Below are 17,576 nucleotides of genomic sequence, written 5' to 3'. Positions count from 1 at the left end.
TCGAAGCGGGTTTCGCATTTCCCGCCTTTGAGGAATTCGCTTTCGCGTTTCCCTTTCGGCGTGTCCACTACTTTAGCCGATTTCCCCAGTAGCTCATAATCGAGTCGTGGGAAAGGATTTCGGCATGCCGAAATCCGCACCCTCAAGGGTGAGTCGTAGGTAGTGGTTGGCCGCTTCGAGTTGCCCGGCGTGCGATCCGATGGACCGAACCAAAAGCTGTACCCGTGTCAAGCGGCTCGGACTACATTAGGCGTCCCCCAAGGGCGAGTCAAGTTGACCGCCGGCGTGGTGCGTGGGCGCGATACGGGCTCACCGTGGGGTCCCCGTCGATCCAGAAGCGCCACGGGTGTACCGCTCCATCGCCCCCCACCCCCGTGCGCGGACCGCTGCGTACCTGGTCGCGGGGTGGCGGAGTGCCGTGCAGTACGGAGAGGTGTGCACCGGGGCGGGCGATGGCGTCGGTGCCGTCGAGTGCCCGGTCGATGTCCAGCGCCGTCGCGAGGCGGGCCGGTCCTTTGGCCAGTTCCCGGTCGTTGCGGGCCGAGAATCGACGTTTGCGGGCGAGGTCGGCGCCCGTGCCGATGTCGCCGGCCCTGAGGAGGACTCCGCTCGCCATGCCCTCCGGGCCGCACACCAGGTTGAGGCAGTGCCACATGCCATAGGTGAAGTAGACGTACGCGTGGCCGGGGGGCCCGTACATGACGCCGTTGCGCCGCGTCCGGCCTCGGAAGGCGTGGGAGCCCGGGTCGATCTCTCCCGCGTACGCCTCGACCTCGGTGAGGCGAACCTCGATCGGGCCGTCCGGCGTGCTGCGGACCAGGATGCGGCCCAGGAGATCCGGTGCCACCTCCAGTACGGGGCGGTCGAAGAAGTCCCGCGTCAGCGGCGTACGGTCCTCGCCATCGATCATGACGTCCGAGGTTACCGGGAACCGACTACGGTCATGGCGCGTATGTAGGGGTCAGGACCTAGGAGGAGAAAACATGGGCTTCAAGCGGCTGCTCGCGAGTATGGGTGCCGGTGGCGCCTCGGTGGAGACGGAGCTGACCGAGCTCAACGTCGTACCGGGTGGGGTCGTCCAGGGCGAGGTGCGGATCCAGGGCGGGTCCGTGGACCAGCAGGTCGAGGGGCTCTCCGTCGGCCTGCAGGCCCGGGTCGAGGTCGAGGGGCAGGACCAGGAGACCAAGCAGGACATCGAGTTCACCAAGCTGCGCCTCGGTGGCGCCTTCGAGGTGCGGGCGGGTGCGGTGCACGTCGTGCCGTTCGGGCTCGAGATCCCGTGGGAGACGCCGATCACGATGTTCGCGGGCCAGCACCTGCACGGCATGAACATCGGGGTGACCACGGAGCTGGAGATCGCAAGGGCGCTGGACTCGGGCGACCTCGACCCCATCAACGTGCACCCGCTGCCGGCGCAGCAGGCCATCCTGGACGCCTTCGGGCAGCTGGGCTTCGGCTTCCGCAGCGCGGACATGGAGCGCGGCCACATCCGCGGCACGCGTCAGCGGCTGCCGTTCTACCAGGAGATCGAGTTCTTCCCGCCGTCGCAGTACCGGGGGCTGAACCAGGTCGAGCTGACGTTCGTCGCGGACGACCGCGAGATGGACGTCATTCTGGAGATGGACAAGAAGCCGGGGCTCTTCAGTGAGGGCAGCGACTCGTACCGTGCGTTCAAGGTGGGTCTGAACGACTTCCAGGGGACCGACTGGGCGGCGTACCTGAATCAGTGGCTGGCGCAGGTCGGTGGGCAGCGCAACTGGCTCTAGGGTCGGAGGGCAGGAGACCTTCCGAACCTTCCGAGAGCTGAACCGATCAGGAGAGGTGCTGACGTGACCGAGCCGAAGAGGGCCCCGCTGCCGCACGACTTCCATCCCGAGGTCCCGTCGTTCACCGTGGTGAGCGAGGACCTCGCGCCGGGGGCCGTGCTAGCGGACGCACAGGTCCACGCTGCGGGGAACACCTCGCCGCAGCTGCGGTGGGAGGGGTTCCCCGCGGGTACGAAGAGTTTCGCCGTGACGTGCTTCGATCCGGATGCCCCGACGGGCAGCGGGTTCTGGCACTGGGTGCTCTTCGACATCCCGGCGTCGGTCACGGAACTGCCGGCGGGCGCGGGCAGCGGGACGTTCGAGGGACTGCCCGCCGGCGCCGTGCAGGCCCGTAACGACTACGGGTCGAAGGAGTTCGGCGGAGCCGCTCCGCCGGCCGGCGAGAACCACCGCTATGTGTTCACCGTGTACGCGGTGGACAGCGAGAAGCTCGGTCCCGACAGCGACACCTCTCCCGCGGCGGTCGGCTTCAACCTGCGGTTCCACACGCTGGGCCGTGCCCAGCTGATCGGTGAGTACGCGGAGCCCGCCGCGAGCGAGTGAAGCCGAAGGTTCCACCCCTGTTTGCCCTGCCCTGGTCTTGGAGAGATCAGGGCAGGGCATTTTTTATTGCGTTGTCCATCACGGCCGGCCCGGCCAGAGTTGATCCGGGCCTGCCAGGGGGCGGGCGGCACACGGGAGGTGGGCGAAATGCGGGACACACTGGTGCTGAACGCGAGCTTCGAGCCGCTGTCGACAGTGACGCTGAACCGTGCGGTGGTGCTGATCCTTCAGGACAAGGCCGTCGTCGAACAGTCGCATCCCGATCTTCGTATGCGTGGTGCCGCCGTGGACATCCCGGTGCCCCGGGTGATCAGGCTCTGCCGGTACGTACGGGTGCCGTTCCGAAGACAGGCACCGTGGTCCAGAAGGGGTGTACTGATCCGGGACCAGCACCGGTGCGCGTACTGCGGGCGGCGGGCGAGCACCGTCGACCACGTGGTGCCGCGGGCCCAGGGCGGTCAGGACACGTGGCTCAACACGGTGGCCTCCTGCGCCGAGGACAACCACCGCAAGGCTGCGCGTACGCCGGAGCAGGCGGGGATGCCGCTGCTGAGGCAGCCGTTCGTGCCGTCGCCCGCGGACGCGATGCTGCTGGCGCTGGGGGCCGGCGACCGGTCGGCGCTGCCGGAGTGGCTGGCGCAGTCCGCGGCGTAGCTGCCGTACGCCCGGTGATGTAGGGGAAGCCCGCTTCGGTGAGGGGTGGGCTTCCGCGCGTCAGCGGAGCAGCAACTGGACGATGGCGGCCGTGCCGACCGTGACGATGAGGGCGCGCAGGAACGTCGGGCTGAGCCGGCGGCCGATCTTGGCGCCGATCTGGCCGCCGAGCGCGGACCCGACGGCGATCAGCACGACGGCCGTCCAGTCGAAGTCCGCGACGAAGAGGAAGAAGAGCGCGGCGATGCTGTTGACGACGGCCGCCAGGACGTTCTTCACGGCGTTGAGGCGCTGCATGGTGTCGTCGAGCAGCATGCCCATCAGGGAGAGGTAGATGATCCCCTGCGCGGCGGTGAAGTAGCCGCCGTACACGCTGGCGAGCATCAGGCCGACGAAGAGCAGCGGGCCGCCGTCGGAGCGGGCTATGGCACCGGTGTGTTCGCGGCGGCGCTGGACCGCTTTGCTGATGCGCGGTTGCAGGATGACCAGGGCGAGGGCGAGAGCGACCAGGATCGGGACGATGGTCTCGAAGGCGGTCGACGGCAGCTTCAGCAGCAGGGTGGCGCCGGTGAGGCCGCCGATCAGGGCGCCGGCGGAGAGCTTGAGCACGCGGCGGCGCTGTCCCTGTAGTTCCTTGCGGTAGCCGATCGCGCCGCTGATGGAGCCGGGGATCAGGCCGAGTGCGTTGGAGACCGTCGCGGTCACCGGGGGCAGGCCGGTGGCGAGCAGCACCGGGAAGGTGATCAGCGTCCCGGAGCCGACGATCGTGTTGATCGTGCCCGCGCTGATACCCGCTACGAAGACGGCGAGCATCTCCCAGGTGTTCATGTCGAATCCCCCGTGCATGATCGGTGCTTGGTGCACTGATCATGCACGAGGGGATGTACGCGTCAGTCGACCGGGGGCTGCTCGCGTCGCTCCTTGCCGCCGGTGTCGAAGCCGGGCATGCCGGTGCCGAGGTTTCCGAAGGCGCCGCTGAGGCCCTTGAGCGCGTCGCCGATCTCGCTGGGCACGATCCACAGCTTGTTGGCGTCGCCCTCGGCGATCTTCGGGAGCATCTGGAGGTACTGGTACGAGAGGAGCTTCTGGTCCGGGTCGCCGGCGTGGATCGCCTCGAAGACCGTACGGACGGCCTGGGCCTCGCCCTCCGCGCGCAGGGCGGCCGCCTTGGCCTCACCCTCGGCGCGCAGGATCGCGGACTGCTTCTCGCCCTCCGCGGTGAGGATCGCCGACTGGCGCGTGCCTTCGGCCTGGAGGATCGCGGCGCGCTTGTCACGGTCGGCGCGCATCTGCTTCTCCATCGAGTCCTGGATGGAGGTGGGCGGCTCGATCGCCTTCAGTTCGACGCGGTTGACGCGGATGCCCCACTTGCCGGTGGCCTCGTCGAGGACTCCGCGCAGCGCGGCGTTGATCTCCTCGCGGGAGGTCAGGGTCCGCTCCAGGTCCATGCCGCCGATGATGTTGCGGAGCGTGGTGACGGTGAGCTGCTCGATGGCCTGGATGTAGCTGGCGACCTCGTACGTCGCCGCCCTGGCGTCGGTCACCTGGTAGTAGATGACCGTGTCGATGTTGACGACCAGGTTGTCCTGGGTGATCACCGGCTGCGGCGGGAAGGGGACGACCTGTTCACGCAGGTCGATCCGGTTGCGGATCGAGTCGATGAACGGGACGACGATGTTCAGCCCTGCGTTGAGGGTGCGGGTGTACCGGCCGAAACGTTCCACGATGGCGGCGCTGGCCTGGGGGATGACCTGGATCGTCTTGATCAGGGCGATGAAGACGAGCACCACCAGAATGATCAGGACGATGATGATCGGTTGCATCGTTTCCTCGTGCCCTTCGGTTGCCGACGGATCGCGATGAGCGAGGTCGAGATCGGATGGGCCGTGGGTCAGGTCGGTTGTCCTGCCGGTCCGGATTCCATGATGATCGACATCGAGTCTCGCAGAACGGGCGCTGCTGTGGGGGCCGTTCGGTCACATGACGACGGCAGTCGCCCCGTCGATGTCGACGACATCGACCTGTTGGCCCGGTTCGAAGCTGAGCTCCGCGTCGAGTGCGCGGGCCGACCAGATCTCCCCGGCCAGCTTGATCCGGCCGCCGCTGCCGTCGACCCGTTCCAGCACGACGGCCTGACGGCCCTTCAGCGCGTCGATGCCGGTGGCCAGGTGGGGCCGGTCCGCGCGATGCCGGTTGGCGATCGGACGGACCACGGCGATGAGGGCCACCGAGACGATGACGAAGACCAGGACCTGGGCCACGACTCCACCGCCGAGGGCCGCGACGACCGCCGCGACGACCGCTCCGACGGCGAACATGCCGAACTCGGGCATCGCGGTCAGGACGAGGGGGATGCCCAGTCCCACCGCGCCGATCAGCCACCACACCCACGCGTCGATGTCCACGTAGTCATCGTATGACCGGGAGTCCCTCCGGGGACAGTGCGCGAGCGGTCGGGTCCGGCGGGTGCCGGGAACAACGCCCCTCAGCCGAGCGGCAGTCCGCGGGCCGTGTACCGGTCGCCCTGGTGCTCGACGACGAGCGGCAGGCCGAAGCAGAGGGAGAGGTTGCGGGAGCTGAGTTCGGTCTCCATGGGGCCGGCGGCGAGGACCTTGCCCTGACGGATCATCAGGACGTGGGTGAAGCCGGGGGCGATCTCCTCGACGTGGTGGGTCACCATGATCATGGAGGGCGCGTACGGGTCGCGGGCCAGCCGGCCGAGGCGGCGGACCAGGTCCTCGCGGCCGCCGAGGTCGAGACCGGCAGCCGGCTCGTCGAGGAGGAGCAGCTCGGGGTCGGTCATCATGGCGCGGGCGATCAGGGTGCGCTTGCGCTCGCCCTCGGACAGGGTGCCGAACTTCCGGTCGAGGTATTCGGTCATGCCGAGCCGGTCGAGGAAGGCGCGGGCGCGGTCCTCGTCGACCTTGTCGTAGTTCTCGTTCCAGGTGGCGGTCATGCCGTACGCGGCGGTGAGCACCGTCTGCAGCACGGTCTGGCGCCTGGGCAGCTTCTCGGCCATGGCGACGCCCGCGATGCCGATGCGGGGGCGCAGGTCGAAGACGTCGGTGCCGACGCCGCCGAGCTGCTCGCCGAGGACCGTGGCGGTGCCCTTGGTCGGGAAGAGGTAGCTGGACGCGATGTTGAGGAGGGTGGTCTTGCCGGCGCCGTTCGGGCCGAGGATGACCCAGCGCTCCCCCTCCTTGACCGACCAGGAGACATCGTCCACCAGAGCGCGTCCGTCGCGGACCACTGATACGTCCACCAGCTCCAGTACATCGCTCATGAGCGCGTTGTCTCCCCATGCAGTCTCGAGATCGTCGCGTGCCTGTAGGCACAGCTCCCAGGGAAAACCTACGCCACTGCGCGAGCGCTTCAGGCGCTGGGCCCGTCGTCGCGGCCCCGGGCGCACCGTCCCGGTCCGGCAGGGGCCGGGTCGGTGGAGGGTGAGGACAGGGCCGGGGTGCGTTCCCTAGGCTGTCGCCATGCTTTCGGAACCACGCTCAGGGCTGCTGGCCGCTTGGGGCAACGCATTGCTGGCCGGGCTCGTGTCGCCTGACGACGCGGCGCTCGCCATTGTCGGACAGGACGCGGTGCACCGCGTCGAGGGGCTGCCGGGTGAGGCGGGACCGGTCGGTCTCACGCTCGCCCTGGGGCGGCTGCGCGGGCTGGGGGTGACGGGCTTCCGCGTCGCGCTGCCGGTTCCCGGGCATCTGCTGGGCCTCAGCGGCCCGGCGGACTTCAATGCCCGGGCTCTGGAGGCCGAGGAGGCCGTGGTCACCTTCGGTGCGCCGTACGGGCTGGTGCCCGAGGTGCGGGAGGCGGGGCCCGCCGGGGACCTCCACGTCGATGTGGTGTGGCAGTGCCTGGCGGTGCGCGAGGCTCCGCCCGCCGATGTGCCGTCGCTGGGCGAGGCGGAGCGGGAGCTCGCCGAGGCGTTGCGGGATGCGACGGCGCTGCTGTCACGGCTCGATGTGGCCGGGTCGGGGCCGGTGGCCGAAGCGGCGGTGGACGCGTACCGGGCCCGGGCGGAGCGGGGGCGCGAGGTGCTCGCCCCGGGGTATCCGCCGCGGGCGGTGCGGGTGCTGGAGCTGGCGCAGCGGGTCGGGCTGCTGGTCTCGGTGGCGTACGAGAACGGGCACGGCGGTGCGGTGAGCGCGTCGGAGATGGCGGCGCGGGGCGAGGCGCTGCGGCCGGTGGAGCGGGTGGCCCGGCGGGCCCAGGTGGCGGCGTACAACGCGTATGTGGAGGAGCGGGCGCGCTAGGCGCGCGGGGCCAGACGGCGTGATGCCGCCGCCCGGTCCCGAGTGGGGCCGGACGGCGGCATCGCCGTGGGTGCGGCGCGTCAGCCGTTCAGGCCGAAGTTGCCGAAGGCCGGGTTGAGCAGGCCGATCACGTTGACGGTGTTGCCGACCACGTTCACCGGGACGTGGACCGGGACCTGGACGAGGTTGCCGCTGGCCACACCCGGGGAGTGGGCCGCGACACCGTGCGCGCCGGCACCGCTGTGACCGGTGGCGGAGGCCGCGCCGGCACCGGCGGCGATGATGCCACCGGCGATCATGGTGACGGCGGCAGCCTTCTTCAGGTTCTTCACTTCAGGATCCTCCTAGCGTCGCTGCGGCCGGCCGCCGCAGCACGCCATGAAGAACGCCCCGGGCCGGAAGAGGATGCGCCGTTCGGGTGACGTACACACGGGAGTGTGAAAGCCGGACCCGGAGGGTGACGCCCGGATTCGGTCAGCCGTTGCAGCCGGCTGTTCCGGTCCGCCGTTTCCGTCAGCCGTTTCCGTCAGCCGTTCCGGTCAGCTGTTCCGGTCGGTCAGCTGTTCCTGTCAGCTGTTTCGGCCGCGCGGATCTGTCGCCCGGACCGGCCGCCTGTTTCGGTCATCCGGTCCGGCTGCCCGGAGCCGCCGCCCGTTCAGCCTGCCGCCCCGTGCCGGACCGCCCAGAGCGCTGCCTGGGTGCGGTCGGAGAGGTCCAGCTTCATCAGGATGTTCGAGACGTGTGTCTTGACCGTCTTCTCGGAGAGCACCAGGGCCCGCGCGATCTCCCGGTTCGACCTGCCGTCGGCGATCAGGCCCAGCACCTCCCGCTCCCGCTCGGTGAGGGTGCTCCCCCGGCCCGTGCCGCTGCCCGGGTCGTCCTGGGCCAGCAGGGCACCGGCCACTTCGGGCTGGAGCAGGACGTGGCCCGCGTACACGGAGCGGATGGCGCCGGCCAGTGCGTCCGGGTCGACGTCCTTGTACACGTAGCCGGAGGCACCGGCGCGCAGGGCGGGGACGACGGTGCGCTGTTCGGTGAAGCTGGTGACGATCAGGACCTTGGCCGGGTTCTCCAGTTCGCGGAGCCTGCGCAGGGCCTCGATGCCGTCGGTGCCCGGCATCTTGATGTCCATCAGCACCACGTCGGGCCGCAGCTCCTCCGTCCTGGCCACCCCTTCGGCGCCGTCGGCAGCCTCGCCGACGACCTCTATGTCGTCCTGGATCTCCAGGAACGTGCGCAGACCGCGGCGGACCACCTGGTGGTCGTCGACCAGCAGCACCCTGATGAGCCTGTCAGCCACCGGGCACCTCCATCTCGATCGTGGTGCCCTTGCCGGGCGCCGATTCAACGGTGAGCTTGCCGCCGACGCCGTCGGCGCGGTCCCGCATCGAGACGAGGCCCAGGTGCCTGCCCGCCCGGCGGGTGGCCGCCGGATCGAAGCCGTGGCCGTCGTCCGAGATCCGGAGCACCGTGCCGCCGTCGCGGCGGGTGAGGGTGACGTCGACGTGTCCGGCCCCGGAGTGGCGCAGCGCGTTGTGCAGGGCCTCCTGGGAGACCCGGAGCAGCGCCTCCTCCTGGGCGGCCGGCAGCGCCCGTACCGCCGCGCTCGCGAAGGTGACGCGGGCGGTGTGGGCACGGTCCAGGACCTGGATCTGGGTCCGGAGGGTGGCGACGAGACCGTCCTCGTCGAGGCCTGCGGGGCGCAGTTCGACGACGGCGGCACGCAGCTCGTCCACGGCCTCGGCCGCCAGGGCGGCGACCTGCTGGAGCTCGCCCTTGGCGCGGGCCGGGTCGCGGTCGACCAGGGCGGCGGCGGCCTGGGCGGTGAGCCGGAGGGAGAAGAGCTTCTGGCTGACCGCGTCGTGCAGCTCGTGGGCGAGCCGGGAGCGTTCCTCGGCGATGGTCAGCTCGCGGCTGCGCTCGTACAGCCGGGCGTTGGTGAGGGCGATCGCGGCGTGCTGGGCGAGGATCCCCAGCAGTTCCTCGTCCTCCGCGGTGAATCCGCAGGTGCCCTCGGGCTTCGGGCAGCGCTTGTTGGCGAGGAAGAGGGCGCCGATGATGTCGTCGCCGTCCCTGATCGGCAGCCCGAGGAAGTCGGACATGTCGGGGTGGGCGGCCGGCCAGCCCTCGAAGCGCGGGTCCTCGCGGACATCGGCCAGGCGCTCGGGCTTCGCCTCGTGGAGCATCGCGGCGAGGATGCCGTGCTGCCGCGGGAGCGGGCCGATGGCCTTCCACTGCTCGTCGCTGACGCCGTCGACGACGAACTGGGCGAAGCCGCCGTGGTCGTCGGGCACCCCGAGCGCCGCGTACTCGGCGTCCAGCAGTTCACGGGCCGACGCGACGATCGTTTTCAGGACGTCCCGCATTTCGAGGTGCCGGCTCATGGCGAGCAGCGCGGCACTCACCGCAGCGAGGCCCGACGGTGGGCGATGGCTCATGGCCTCACGGTACCGGCGGGCCCGCCCGTCCCGTATCGGCCTGTGGGCGGCCCTGACCGGGGCTCCGGGACTAGGACCATGAGCCGAGCCGCTCCCCCGCGGGTCCCGGGAGCGTCCCCCAAGACTCCCGGTCGATCCACCACCCGGAATCTAACATTCCGCATTGCTGGAGCAACGGACGGTGAGTTTGTTACCTGCCCGATGTGAGGCCACGCATAGGACCCACGTCACTTACGAAGCCCTCTAGTGGAGCGATAAGGGCGATTTGGGTGGTCATGGGCAGGGGTCGGAGGCTCCCAACGCCGTCCTGTTCCACTACCTGGCTTCGTACGTCACACCTTTGCCACGCCGTTTTGCTGCCGCTAACAATTGCACTCGTCCCCGACGGAGAAGCGAAGTCGCCTCCCGTCTTCGTCCTCCGTGAGGACCTTCCGCGATTCGAAGAGGTATGCCTGTATGTCCGCGTCCCGCATTCCCGGCCGTATCCGTAACCTGAACAAGACCCAGAAGCTCTCCGCCGCCGGCATCTCCGCCGTCGCCGCCGCTGCCCTCTCCTTGTCCCTGGTGCCGGGTAACGCCGCGGCCGAGACCGAGCCGCAGGCTCTCTCCGCAAGCCCCGTCGTCTTCGGGTCCGGCGCCGGCGCTCCGCAGGCCCGGACCATCCAGAACAGCATCCTCGAGCAGCACTCCACCGCCGAGCAGCTGGTCAAGGCCTCCGACGCCGCGAAGGCCAAGAAGGCCGCCGCCGTCCAGGCGAAGGTCGACGCCGTCGCCAAGGCCGACGCCAAGAAGGCGAAGGAGAAGGCCGTCGCGAAGTGGAAGGCCAAGAAGGCCGCCGAGAAGCGCAGCTCGCACGCTGCCAGCCGCTCCGAGTCCCGTGCCCCCGTGTACGCGAACAACCTGGACGGCTGGATCAAGGAGTCCTTGTCCATCATGAAGGAGAAGGGCATCCCGGGCACGTACGAGGGACTGCACCGCAACATCATCCGTGAGTCCAGCGGCAACCCGAACGCCATCAACGACTGGGACATCAACGCCCAGAACGGCGTGCCGTCGATCGGTCTGCTGCAGATCATCAAGCCGACCTTCGACTACTACCACGTCAACGGCACCCCCCACACCCAGTACGACCCGGTCGCCAACCTGACCGCCGCGGCCAACTACGCCGCCGACAAGTACGGCTCGATCGACAACGTCGACAGCGCGTACTGAGCAGTTCCTGAACGACGCCGAAGGGCGGCACCCCGTGGGGTGCCGCCCTTCGGCGTCGTGCTGTGTACAGGGGCGGGCCGCTACTTGCGCATGACCTCGGGCTCGTGGCGGCGCAGCAGTCGCGCGACCGCCACCCCGCAGATGATGCCGAGGACCAGCAGCACCGCGACGTTCATCCCCCACTGTCCGGCCGAGTGCTCCCACAGCGGGTCCAGGTCCGTGGGGTTCTTCTGGTCCCACGGCGGCATCAGGTGGGCGAGGTCGAGCGTGGAGCCCGCGCCCGCGATGGCCCAGCGGGACGGCATCAGCCAGGCGAACTGTTCCAGACCGGGCGATCCGTACACCTGGAAGAGGATGCCGGTGAAGACGACCTGGACGATCGCGAACATGACCAGCAGCGGCATGGTCTTCTCGGAGGTCTTGACCAGCGAGGAGATCACCAGGCCGAACATCATCGAGGTGAAGCCGAGCGCGATGATCGTCACGCAGAGCTCGATGGCCGGCGGCATGATCAGGCCCTCGGCGGGCAGATCGCGGGTGGCGAAGCCGATGCCGCAGATGATGACGCCCTGGATGGCCGTGATCACGCCGAGCACGATCACCTTGGACATCAGGTAGGCCGAGCGGGAGAGGCCGGTGGCCCGTTCCCGTTCGTAGATGACCCGTTCCTTGATCAGCTCCCGTACGGAGTTGGCCGCGGCGGAGAAGGTCATGCCGATCACCAGGATCAGCATGATCGTGCCCGCGTCGCCGTTGAACCGGGACGGCGGCTTCGGCGGGGCGAGGCCGAAGTCGGCGGGGATGACCACGCTGACGATGCCGAGCACCGCGGGCAGGATCACCATCAGGCCCATGAAGCCCTTGTCGGACGCGATCACCGAGACGTAGCGGCGCATCAGCGTCCACAGCTGGGTCATCCAGCCCTGCGGCTTCGGCGGGCGCATCTGCTGGTGCGGCGGCATGTGCACGGGCTGCGCGGCGACGGCGTCGATGTCCGCGGCGTACATCTGGTAGTGCTGCGAGCCGCGCCAGCGGCCCGACCAGTCGTAGTCGCGGTAGTTCTCGAACGCGGAGAAGACGTCGGCCCAGGTGCTGTAGCCGAAGAAGTTGAGCGCTTCCTCCGGCGGGCCGAAGTAGGCGACGGAACCGCCGGGCGCCATCACCAGGAGCTTGTCGCAGATGGCGAGCTCGGCGACCGAGTGCGTGACGACCAGGACGGTACGTCCGTCGTCGGCCAGGCCGCGCAGCAGCTGCATGACATCGCGGTCCATGCCCGGGTCGAGGCCGGAGGTCGGCTCGTCGAGGAAGATCAGCGAGGGCTTGGTCAGCAGCTCCAGGGCCACGGAGACGCGCTTGCGCTGGCCACCGGAGAGGGAGGTGACCTTCTTGTCCTTGTGGATGTCGAGCTTGAGCTCGGCGAGGACCTCGTGGATCCGGGCCTGGCGCTCGGCCTCCGTGGTGTCCGCGGGGAAGCGGAGCTTGGCGGCGTACTTGAGTGCCCGGGTGACGGTCAGTTCCTTGTGCAGGATGTCGTCCTGCGGGACCAGGCCGATGCGCTGGCGCAGCTCGGCGAACTGCTTGTAGAGGTTCCGGTTGTCGTAGAGGACGTCGCCCTGGTTGGCGGGCCGGTAGCCGGTGAGCGCCTTGAGCAGGGTGGACTTTCCGGAACCGGACGGGCCGATGACGCCGATCAGCGACTTCTCCGGGACGCCGAACGAGACGTCCTTGAGGATCTGCTTCCCGCCGTCGACCGTCACCGTGAGGTGGCGGGCGGCGAAGGAGACCTCACCGGTGTCGACGAACTCCTCGAGCCGGTCGCCGACCAGCCGGAAGGTCGAGTGACCGACGCCGACGATGTCGTTCGGGCCGATCAGCGCCGAGCCGGACTTCGAGAGCGGCTGGCCGTTGACGTACGTGCCGTTGTGGGAACCGAGGTCGCGGATCTCGAACCGGCCGTCGGGTGTCGCATTGAACTCGGCGTGGTGGCGCGAGACCTGGAGGTCGGAGACGACCAGCTCGTTCTCCAGCGCACGGCCGATCCGCATCACCCGGCCGAGCGCCAGCTGGTGGAACGTGGTCGGGCTGCGGTCGCCGTACACGGGCGGCGCCCCCGCCGCGCCGCCCGGGCCGACTCCGTGAGGTGCCGGTGCCATGCCCTGCTGCTGCGGCACATGGGGCTGCTGCGGCTGGGCCTGGGGCTGCTGCGGCCACGCCTGCTGCTGGGCCGGCGGCTGCTGCCCGCCCGGTCCCGGCTGGTGCGGTCCCGGGTACGGCTGCTGCTGCGGCGCCTGCTGCGGCTGCTGGGCCGGGGCCTGGGCGCCGGCGGCCGCCTGCCCGCTGTACGCGTCGGCGCCGCTGAGGCTCAGCCGGGGGCCGTCGGTGGCGTTGCCCAGGTTCACGGTGGAGCCGGGCCCGATCTCCATCTGGTGGATCCGCTGGCCCTGCACATACGTGCCGTTGGTACTGCCGTGGTCCTCGATGAACCAACCGCGTCCGCTCCAGCTGATCGTGGCGTGCCGCCACGACACTCTGGCGTCGTCGATCGTCATGTCGCCCTGCGGATCCCGCCCGAGGGTGTACGACCTGGACGGATCGAGCGTCCAGGTCCTGCCATTCAATTCCAGTACGAGTTCCGGCACTCCGCGCCCCACTAGTTGTCCCCCGAATTACCCCCGTTGCAGGGAGTCTAGGGATGCTGAACATCGTGGGGAACTATTCCAGGAGCAGTCCCCGATGCGAAAGCCGGGCGGGAGGTTGACCGAACCGAGACCGCACCGTTGCGAACGACCCGGACCAAAGCACCGGCTATCACCACAACAGCCGGCAAGACGTCGCAGACCGCGCCGAAGGCGAGTATCCCCGGCACCGGGCCTGCTGTCCGGTCCTCGGGACGGGCCGTCGGGGGCGTACCGCGGACCGATACGGTGGGAGCACCATGAGCGCATCTCAGCCCCCTCAGTCCCCGCTGTCCCCTGAGCCTCCTGAGTCACGTCGGGACGCAGACACGCCGACCCTTCTGGTAAAGATCTTCGGTAAGGACCGGCCCGGCATCACCGCCGGGCTCTTCGACACCCTCGCTGCCTACTCGGTCGATGTCGTCGACATCGAGCAGGTCGTCACCCGTGGCCGTATCGTCCTGTGCGCGCTGGTCACCGCCCCGACCGCGGGCGGGACCACCGAGGGCGACCTGCGTGCCACCGTGCACAGCTGGGCCGAGTCGCTGAAGCTGCAGGCCGAGATCATCTCCGGCACGGGCGACAACCGTCCGCGCGGCGACGGCCGTTCCCATGTGACGGTGCTCGGGCATCCGCTGACCGCCGAGTCGACCGCGGCCATAGCGGCCACGATCACCTCGACCGGCGGAAACATCGACCGTATCTTCCGGCTGGCGAAGTATCCGGTCACGGCCGTCGAGTTCGCGGTGTCGGGCACCGGGACCGAGGCGCTGCGCACCGCGCTGGCCGTCGAGGCGGCCGGGATCGGCGTCGACGTGGCGGTCGTCTCGGCCGGGCTGAGCCGTCGGGCGCAGCGGCTCGTCGTGATGGACGTCGACTCGACGCTCATCCAGGACGAGGTCATCGAACTCTTCGCGGCCCATGCCGGCTGCGAGGCCGAGGTCGCCGCCGTGACCGAGCAGGCGATGCGCGGCGAGCTCGACTTCGAGCAGTCGCTGCACGCGCGGGTGGCGCTGCTGGCGGGGCTCGACGTGTCGGTGGTGGAGAAGGTGCGTGCCGACGTCCGGCTGACGCCGGGTGCCCGCACCCTGATCCGTACGCTGAAGCGGCTCGGCTACCAAGTGGGCGTCGTCTCCGGCGGGTTCACGCAGGTGACGGACGATCTCAAGGAGCGGCTCGGGCTCGACTTCGCCTCTGCCAACACCCTGGAGGTCGTCGACGGGAAGCTCACCGGCCGGGTGACCGGGGACATCGTCGACCGGGCGGGCAAGGCCCGGCTGCTGCGCAGTTTCGCCGCGGAGGCCGGGGTGCCGCTGGCGCAGACGGTGGCGATCGGTGACGGGGCGAACGACCTGGACATGCTGAACACCGCGGGTCTCGGGGTCGCCTTCAACGCCAAGCCGGTGGTCCGCGAGGCGGCGCACACCGCGGTGAACGTGCCGTTCCTGGACACCGTGCTCTATCTGCTCGGCATCACCCGCGAGGAGGTCGAGGCCGCCGACGGCCTCGTCGAGTAGCGGCGCACGCGAAAGGGCCCGGGTGCGCACGCTTCGGCGTACGCACCCGGGCCCTTTCATGAGCCGGGACGGTCAGTCGTTCGGAGTCCAGTACTCGACGAGTTTGCCGACGCCGTGCTCCACGCTCTTCCAGGTGCCGGGGAGCTCGATCACGGCGAACGCGGAGGTCGGGAAGCCGCTGCGGGTCAGCCGGGCCAGGGCGTCGCCCTGTGTCCCGCCCGCCAGGGCGTCGGCGACGGCGTGCATGCCCGGGTTGTGGCCGATGATCAGCAGATCGCGGACGTCGTCGGGGGTCTCGTTGATCAAAGCGATCAGCTCGCCGAGCGAGGCTTCGTAGAGCCTCTCCTCGTACACGGTCCTGGGGCGCTCGGGCATCTCGTGCACGGCCAGCTTCCATGTCTCGCGCGTCCTGACCGCGGTCGAGCAGAGGGCCAGATCGAAGACGATTCCGGAATCGGCGAGTTTGCGGCCTGCCACGGGGGCATCCTTGCGGCCGCGCTCCGCGAGCGGCCGCTCATGGTCGGAGTCCTGCGACCATTCGGCCTTTGCATGCCTGAGAAGGACGATCCTGCGAGGTGTATCGACGCTCATACACCTCAGCTTCGCATGAAATGTGCCACCTGGCGCAGGGTGTTGGAGGGCTCCTCCGCCCCGTGCTCCGGACGTCAGGGGGTCAGCAGCTCCATGATTCGCTCCAGCAACCGGCCGACCGCGGGATCAGCCGTGGCGGCGTGCGCCTGCCCCGGTCCGGCGATCAGCAGGAGAAGCGCGCCGAAGGCGACCGCGGGCAGCGCGACGGCCCACCACGGCAGCCGGACCTCGACCCCGGCGGCGTCCGGGCAGGTGGAGCGGGTGTGCGTACGGGCCGGCATGTCCGCCTCCGTGGGTGCTGGATTCCGATACTCAGAACCTACGGATCCGGGGGCGCCGCTCCCATCCGGTGACCCACCCACTTCACCCTGACCCTGGCCCCCTAGGGGATGGTGGGGCCAGCCCCACCCTCGCGCCGGGAGCCGTGCGTCACGGGGAGGCGATGGAGGCGATCACGCCGATGACGACCGTGATCAGCAGCATGGCCCCGAAGACCATGAGCAGCTTCTTCTGACCGTTCTGGGGATTCGGATCGAGCACAGGAGACATGGCCCCAGTCTCGCATCTCAGCATTCGTCCTCGATCGTCCGGTCCCGGCCTGCCAGGATGCCCATCGCCATCTGGGGCACCATCAGGGCCGCCATGAGGCCGATCGGCAGCTCCCAGCCGCCGCTGTGTTGGTAGAGCACGCCGACCAGGAGCGGTCCGGGGATGGAGATGAGGTAGCCGGTGGACTGGGCGAACGCGGAGAGCCTGACCACTCCGGCGCCGCTGCGGGAGCGCATGCCGATCATGGTGAGGGCGAGCGGGAAGGAGCAGTTCGAGATGCCCAGCAGCACTGCCCAGGCCCAGGCCCCGCCGGACGGCGCGAGGTAGAGACCGGCGTAGCCGACGAGACCGCAGAGGCCGAGGAAGACGACGATCGGTCCCTGGTTCTTCATCCGGGCGGCGACCCTCGGGATGACGAAGGCGAGCGGCACGCCCATGGCCATGGTGACGGCGAGCAGGACGCCCGCCGCACCGGCCGAGACCCCGGCGTCACGGAAGATCTGGGGCATCCACCCCATGGTGATGTAGGCGGCGGTGGCCTGGAGGCCGAAGAAGCAGGCGAGGGCCCAGGCGGTGCGGCTGCGGGTGATCCGGAGCGCGGGGGCTTCCGTCCGGTGGGCCGCGGGGTGTCCGGCGGCGCCGCTGCGGTCCCGTACCAGCGGGATCCACGGCAGGATCGCGACGGCGGCGAGCGCGGCCCAGACGCCGAGGCCGGCCTTCCAACTGCCGCCCATCGCCTCGGTCATGGGTACGGTCACGGCCGCGGCCAGCGAGGTGCCGAGGGCCAGGGCCATGGAGTAGAGGCCGGTCATGGAGCCGACGCGGTCCGGGAACCAGCGCTTGACGATCACCGGCATCAGGACGTTGCTGACGGCGATGCCCATGAGGGCGAGCGCGCTCGCGGCGAGGAAGCCTGCCGTGCCGCCGACGAGGGGCCTGATCACCAGCCCCGCGGTGATGGCGACCATGCCCGCGCAGACGACCGCGCCCGGGCCGAAGCGGCGGGCCAGGCGCGGGGCCATGATGCCGAAGACCGCGAAACAGAGCGGCGGTACGGAGGTGAGGACTCCGGCGACGCTGCCGCTCATGTGCAGCCCGTCGCGCACCTCTTCGAGGAGTGCGCCGAGGCTGGTGATGGCGGGGCGGAGGTTGAGCGCGGTGAGGACGAGCCCGACGGCGACCAGGCGGAACACCCACGGGGCGGGCCCGGCGGCCCGGGCGGGCGACTCGATGCGGGGGGCCGCGGGCGCGGCCGGGTCCAGCGTCCTGGTGGGGGTCCGGGGAGGGGTTGCGTCGTCATGCATGGGGC

General features: G+C 69.8%; 19 protein-coding genes. 6 read left to right on the top strand and 13 right to left on the bottom strand.

All coding sequences use genetic code 11. The features are described 5' to 3' along the window. Nucleotides 1–268: 268 nt before the first annotated feature. Nucleotides 269–910, bottom strand: a complete 642-nt coding sequence (locus tag JGS39_RS29445) for a DNA-3-methyladenine glycosylase (protein ID WP_219572731.1) — start codon at nucleotides 908–910, stop codon at nucleotides 269–271. A gap of 73 nt (nucleotides 911–983) precedes the next feature. Here JGS39_RS29445 and JGS39_RS29440 point away from each other — a divergent pair, with 73 nt between their 5' ends. The 3 genes from JGS39_RS29440 to JGS39_RS29430 all read left to right on the top strand — a co-directional run bounded on the left by JGS39_RS29440 (nucleotide 984) and on the right by JGS39_RS29430 (nucleotide 3,023). Continuing rightward, nucleotides 984–1,766: a sporulation protein gene (locus tag JGS39_RS29440; RefSeq protein ID WP_219572729.1), complete on the top strand. Its 783-nt coding sequence runs from the start codon at nucleotides 984–986 to the stop codon at nucleotides 1,764–1,766. Nucleotides 1,767–1,829: 63 nt separating this feature from the next. Beyond that, nucleotides 1,830–2,369, top strand: a complete 540-nt coding sequence (locus tag JGS39_RS29435; RefSeq protein WP_219572727.1) for a YbhB/YbcL family Raf kinase inhibitor-like protein — start codon at nucleotides 1,830–1,832, stop codon at nucleotides 2,367–2,369. A gap of 147 nt (nucleotides 2,370–2,516) precedes the next feature. Beyond that, the gene (locus tag JGS39_RS29430) at nucleotides 2,517–3,023 is read left to right on the top strand and encodes an HNH endonuclease (RefSeq protein WP_148016021.1); all 507 of its coding nucleotides are present in this window, start codon (nucleotides 2,517–2,519) and stop codon (nucleotides 3,021–3,023) included. A 60-nt stretch (nucleotides 3,024–3,083) separates the two neighbouring features. Here the strand turns inward: JGS39_RS29430 and JGS39_RS29425 are convergent, their stop codons facing one another. The 4 genes from JGS39_RS29425 to JGS39_RS29410 all read right to left on the bottom strand — a co-directional run bounded on the left by JGS39_RS29425 (nucleotide 3,084) and on the right by JGS39_RS29410 (nucleotide 6,306). Next, nucleotides 3,084–3,851: a sulfite exporter TauE/SafE family protein gene (locus JGS39_RS29425; RefSeq protein ID WP_219572725.1), complete on the bottom strand. Its 768-nt coding sequence runs from the start codon at nucleotides 3,849–3,851 to the stop codon at nucleotides 3,084–3,086. Nucleotides 3,852–3,913: 62 nt separating this feature from the next. Further along, entirely contained in the window at nucleotides 3,914–4,846 is a 933-nt protein-coding gene (locus JGS39_RS29420) for an SPFH domain-containing protein (RefSeq protein WP_219572723.1), read from the bottom strand. Nucleotides 4,847–4,999: 153 nt separating this feature from the next. Next, entirely contained in the window at nucleotides 5,000–5,428 is a 429-nt protein-coding gene (locus JGS39_RS29415; protein WP_219572721.1) for an NfeD family protein, read from the bottom strand. Between the two features lie 80 nt (nucleotides 5,429–5,508). After that, nucleotides 5,509–6,306, bottom strand: a complete 798-nt coding sequence (locus JGS39_RS29410; protein WP_148016018.1) for an ABC transporter ATP-binding protein — start codon at nucleotides 6,304–6,306, stop codon at nucleotides 5,509–5,511. Between the two features lie 199 nt (nucleotides 6,307–6,505). Here JGS39_RS29410 and JGS39_RS29405 point away from each other — a divergent pair, with 199 nt between their 5' ends. Further along, nucleotides 6,506–7,285, top strand: a complete 780-nt coding sequence (locus JGS39_RS29405; protein WP_219572720.1) for an Rv1486c family protein — start codon at nucleotides 6,506–6,508, stop codon at nucleotides 7,283–7,285. Between the two features lie 80 nt (nucleotides 7,286–7,365). Here JGS39_RS29405 and JGS39_RS29400 read toward each other — a convergent pair whose 3' ends face one another. The 3 genes from JGS39_RS29400 to JGS39_RS29390 all read right to left on the bottom strand — a co-directional run bounded on the left by JGS39_RS29400 (nucleotide 7,366) and on the right by JGS39_RS29390 (nucleotide 9,723). After that, nucleotides 7,366–7,617, bottom strand: coding sequence for a chaplin family protein (locus JGS39_RS29400; protein ID WP_219572718.1), 252 nt, complete (start codon nucleotides 7,615–7,617; stop codon nucleotides 7,366–7,368). A gap of 323 nt (nucleotides 7,618–7,940) precedes the next feature. After that, nucleotides 7,941–8,585, bottom strand: coding sequence for a response regulator (locus tag JGS39_RS29395; RefSeq protein ID WP_219572716.1), 645 nt, complete (start codon nucleotides 8,583–8,585; stop codon nucleotides 7,941–7,943). Further along, complete coding sequence (locus JGS39_RS29390; RefSeq protein ID WP_219572714.1) at nucleotides 8,578–9,723, bottom strand: GAF domain-containing sensor histidine kinase; 1,146 nt, start codon at nucleotides 9,721–9,723, stop codon at nucleotides 8,578–8,580. Before JGS39_RS29390 ends, JGS39_RS29395 begins: the two co-directional genes overlap by 8 nt. 456 nt (nucleotides 9,724–10,179) lie before the next feature. Here JGS39_RS29390 and JGS39_RS29385 point away from each other — a divergent pair, with 456 nt between their 5' ends. After that, nucleotides 10,180–10,935 carry a transglycosylase SLT domain-containing protein gene (locus JGS39_RS29385; RefSeq protein WP_219572712.1) on the top strand — a complete coding sequence of 252 codons (756 nt, stop codon included), beginning with the start codon at nucleotides 10,180–10,182 and terminating at the stop codon, nucleotides 10,933–10,935. Nucleotides 10,936–11,015: 80 nt separating this feature from the next. Here the strand turns inward: JGS39_RS29385 and JGS39_RS29380 are convergent, their stop codons facing one another. After that, nucleotides 11,016–13,586 (bottom strand): ABC transporter ATP-binding protein/permease, encoded by a 2,571-nt coding sequence (locus tag JGS39_RS29380; protein WP_219572710.1) that lies wholly within the window; start codon nucleotides 13,584–13,586, stop codon nucleotides 11,016–11,018. Between the two features lie 284 nt (nucleotides 13,587–13,870). On the opposite strand from JGS39_RS29380, the gene serB reads away from it, so the two are divergent. After that, the gene (gene serB, locus JGS39_RS29375; RefSeq protein WP_219572708.1) at nucleotides 13,871–15,127 is read left to right on the top strand and encodes a phosphoserine phosphatase SerB; all 1,257 of its coding nucleotides are present in this window, start codon (nucleotides 13,871–13,873) and stop codon (nucleotides 15,125–15,127) included. 72 nt (nucleotides 15,128–15,199) lie between these two features. Here the strand turns inward: serB and JGS39_RS29370 are convergent, their stop codons facing one another. From JGS39_RS29370 to JGS39_RS29360, 4 genes are all read right to left on the bottom strand, one after another. Next, on the bottom strand, nucleotides 15,200–15,718 hold the full coding sequence (locus JGS39_RS29370) for a SixA phosphatase family protein (protein ID WP_219572706.1): 519 nt from the start codon (nucleotides 15,716–15,718) through the stop codon (nucleotides 15,200–15,202). A gap of 74 nt (nucleotides 15,719–15,792) precedes the next feature. Then, the gene (locus JGS39_RS29365; RefSeq protein ID WP_219572704.1) at nucleotides 15,793–15,999 is read right to left on the bottom strand and encodes a hypothetical protein; all 207 of its coding nucleotides are present in this window, start codon (nucleotides 15,997–15,999) and stop codon (nucleotides 15,793–15,795) included. A 148-nt stretch (nucleotides 16,000–16,147) separates the two neighbouring features. After that, nucleotides 16,148–16,258, bottom strand: a complete 111-nt coding sequence (locus JGS39_RS41530; protein ID WP_266786054.1) for an SGM_5486 family transporter-associated protein — start codon at nucleotides 16,256–16,258, stop codon at nucleotides 16,148–16,150. Between the two features lie 26 nt (nucleotides 16,259–16,284). Next, on the bottom strand, nucleotides 16,285–17,571 hold the full coding sequence (locus JGS39_RS29360; protein ID WP_219572733.1) for a CynX/NimT family MFS transporter: 1,287 nt from the start codon (nucleotides 17,569–17,571) through the stop codon (nucleotides 16,285–16,287). Nucleotides 17,572–17,576 lie beyond the last annotated feature (5 nt).

This window comes from Streptomyces poriferorum (assembly GCF_019399235.1).
GTDB classification, from domain to species: Bacteria; Actinomycetota; Actinomycetes; order Streptomycetales; family Streptomycetaceae; genus Streptomyces; species Streptomyces poriferorum.
The sequence above is the reverse complement of the archived record's forward strand: the minus strand, read 5'-3'. Positions and strand labels throughout refer to the sequence as shown.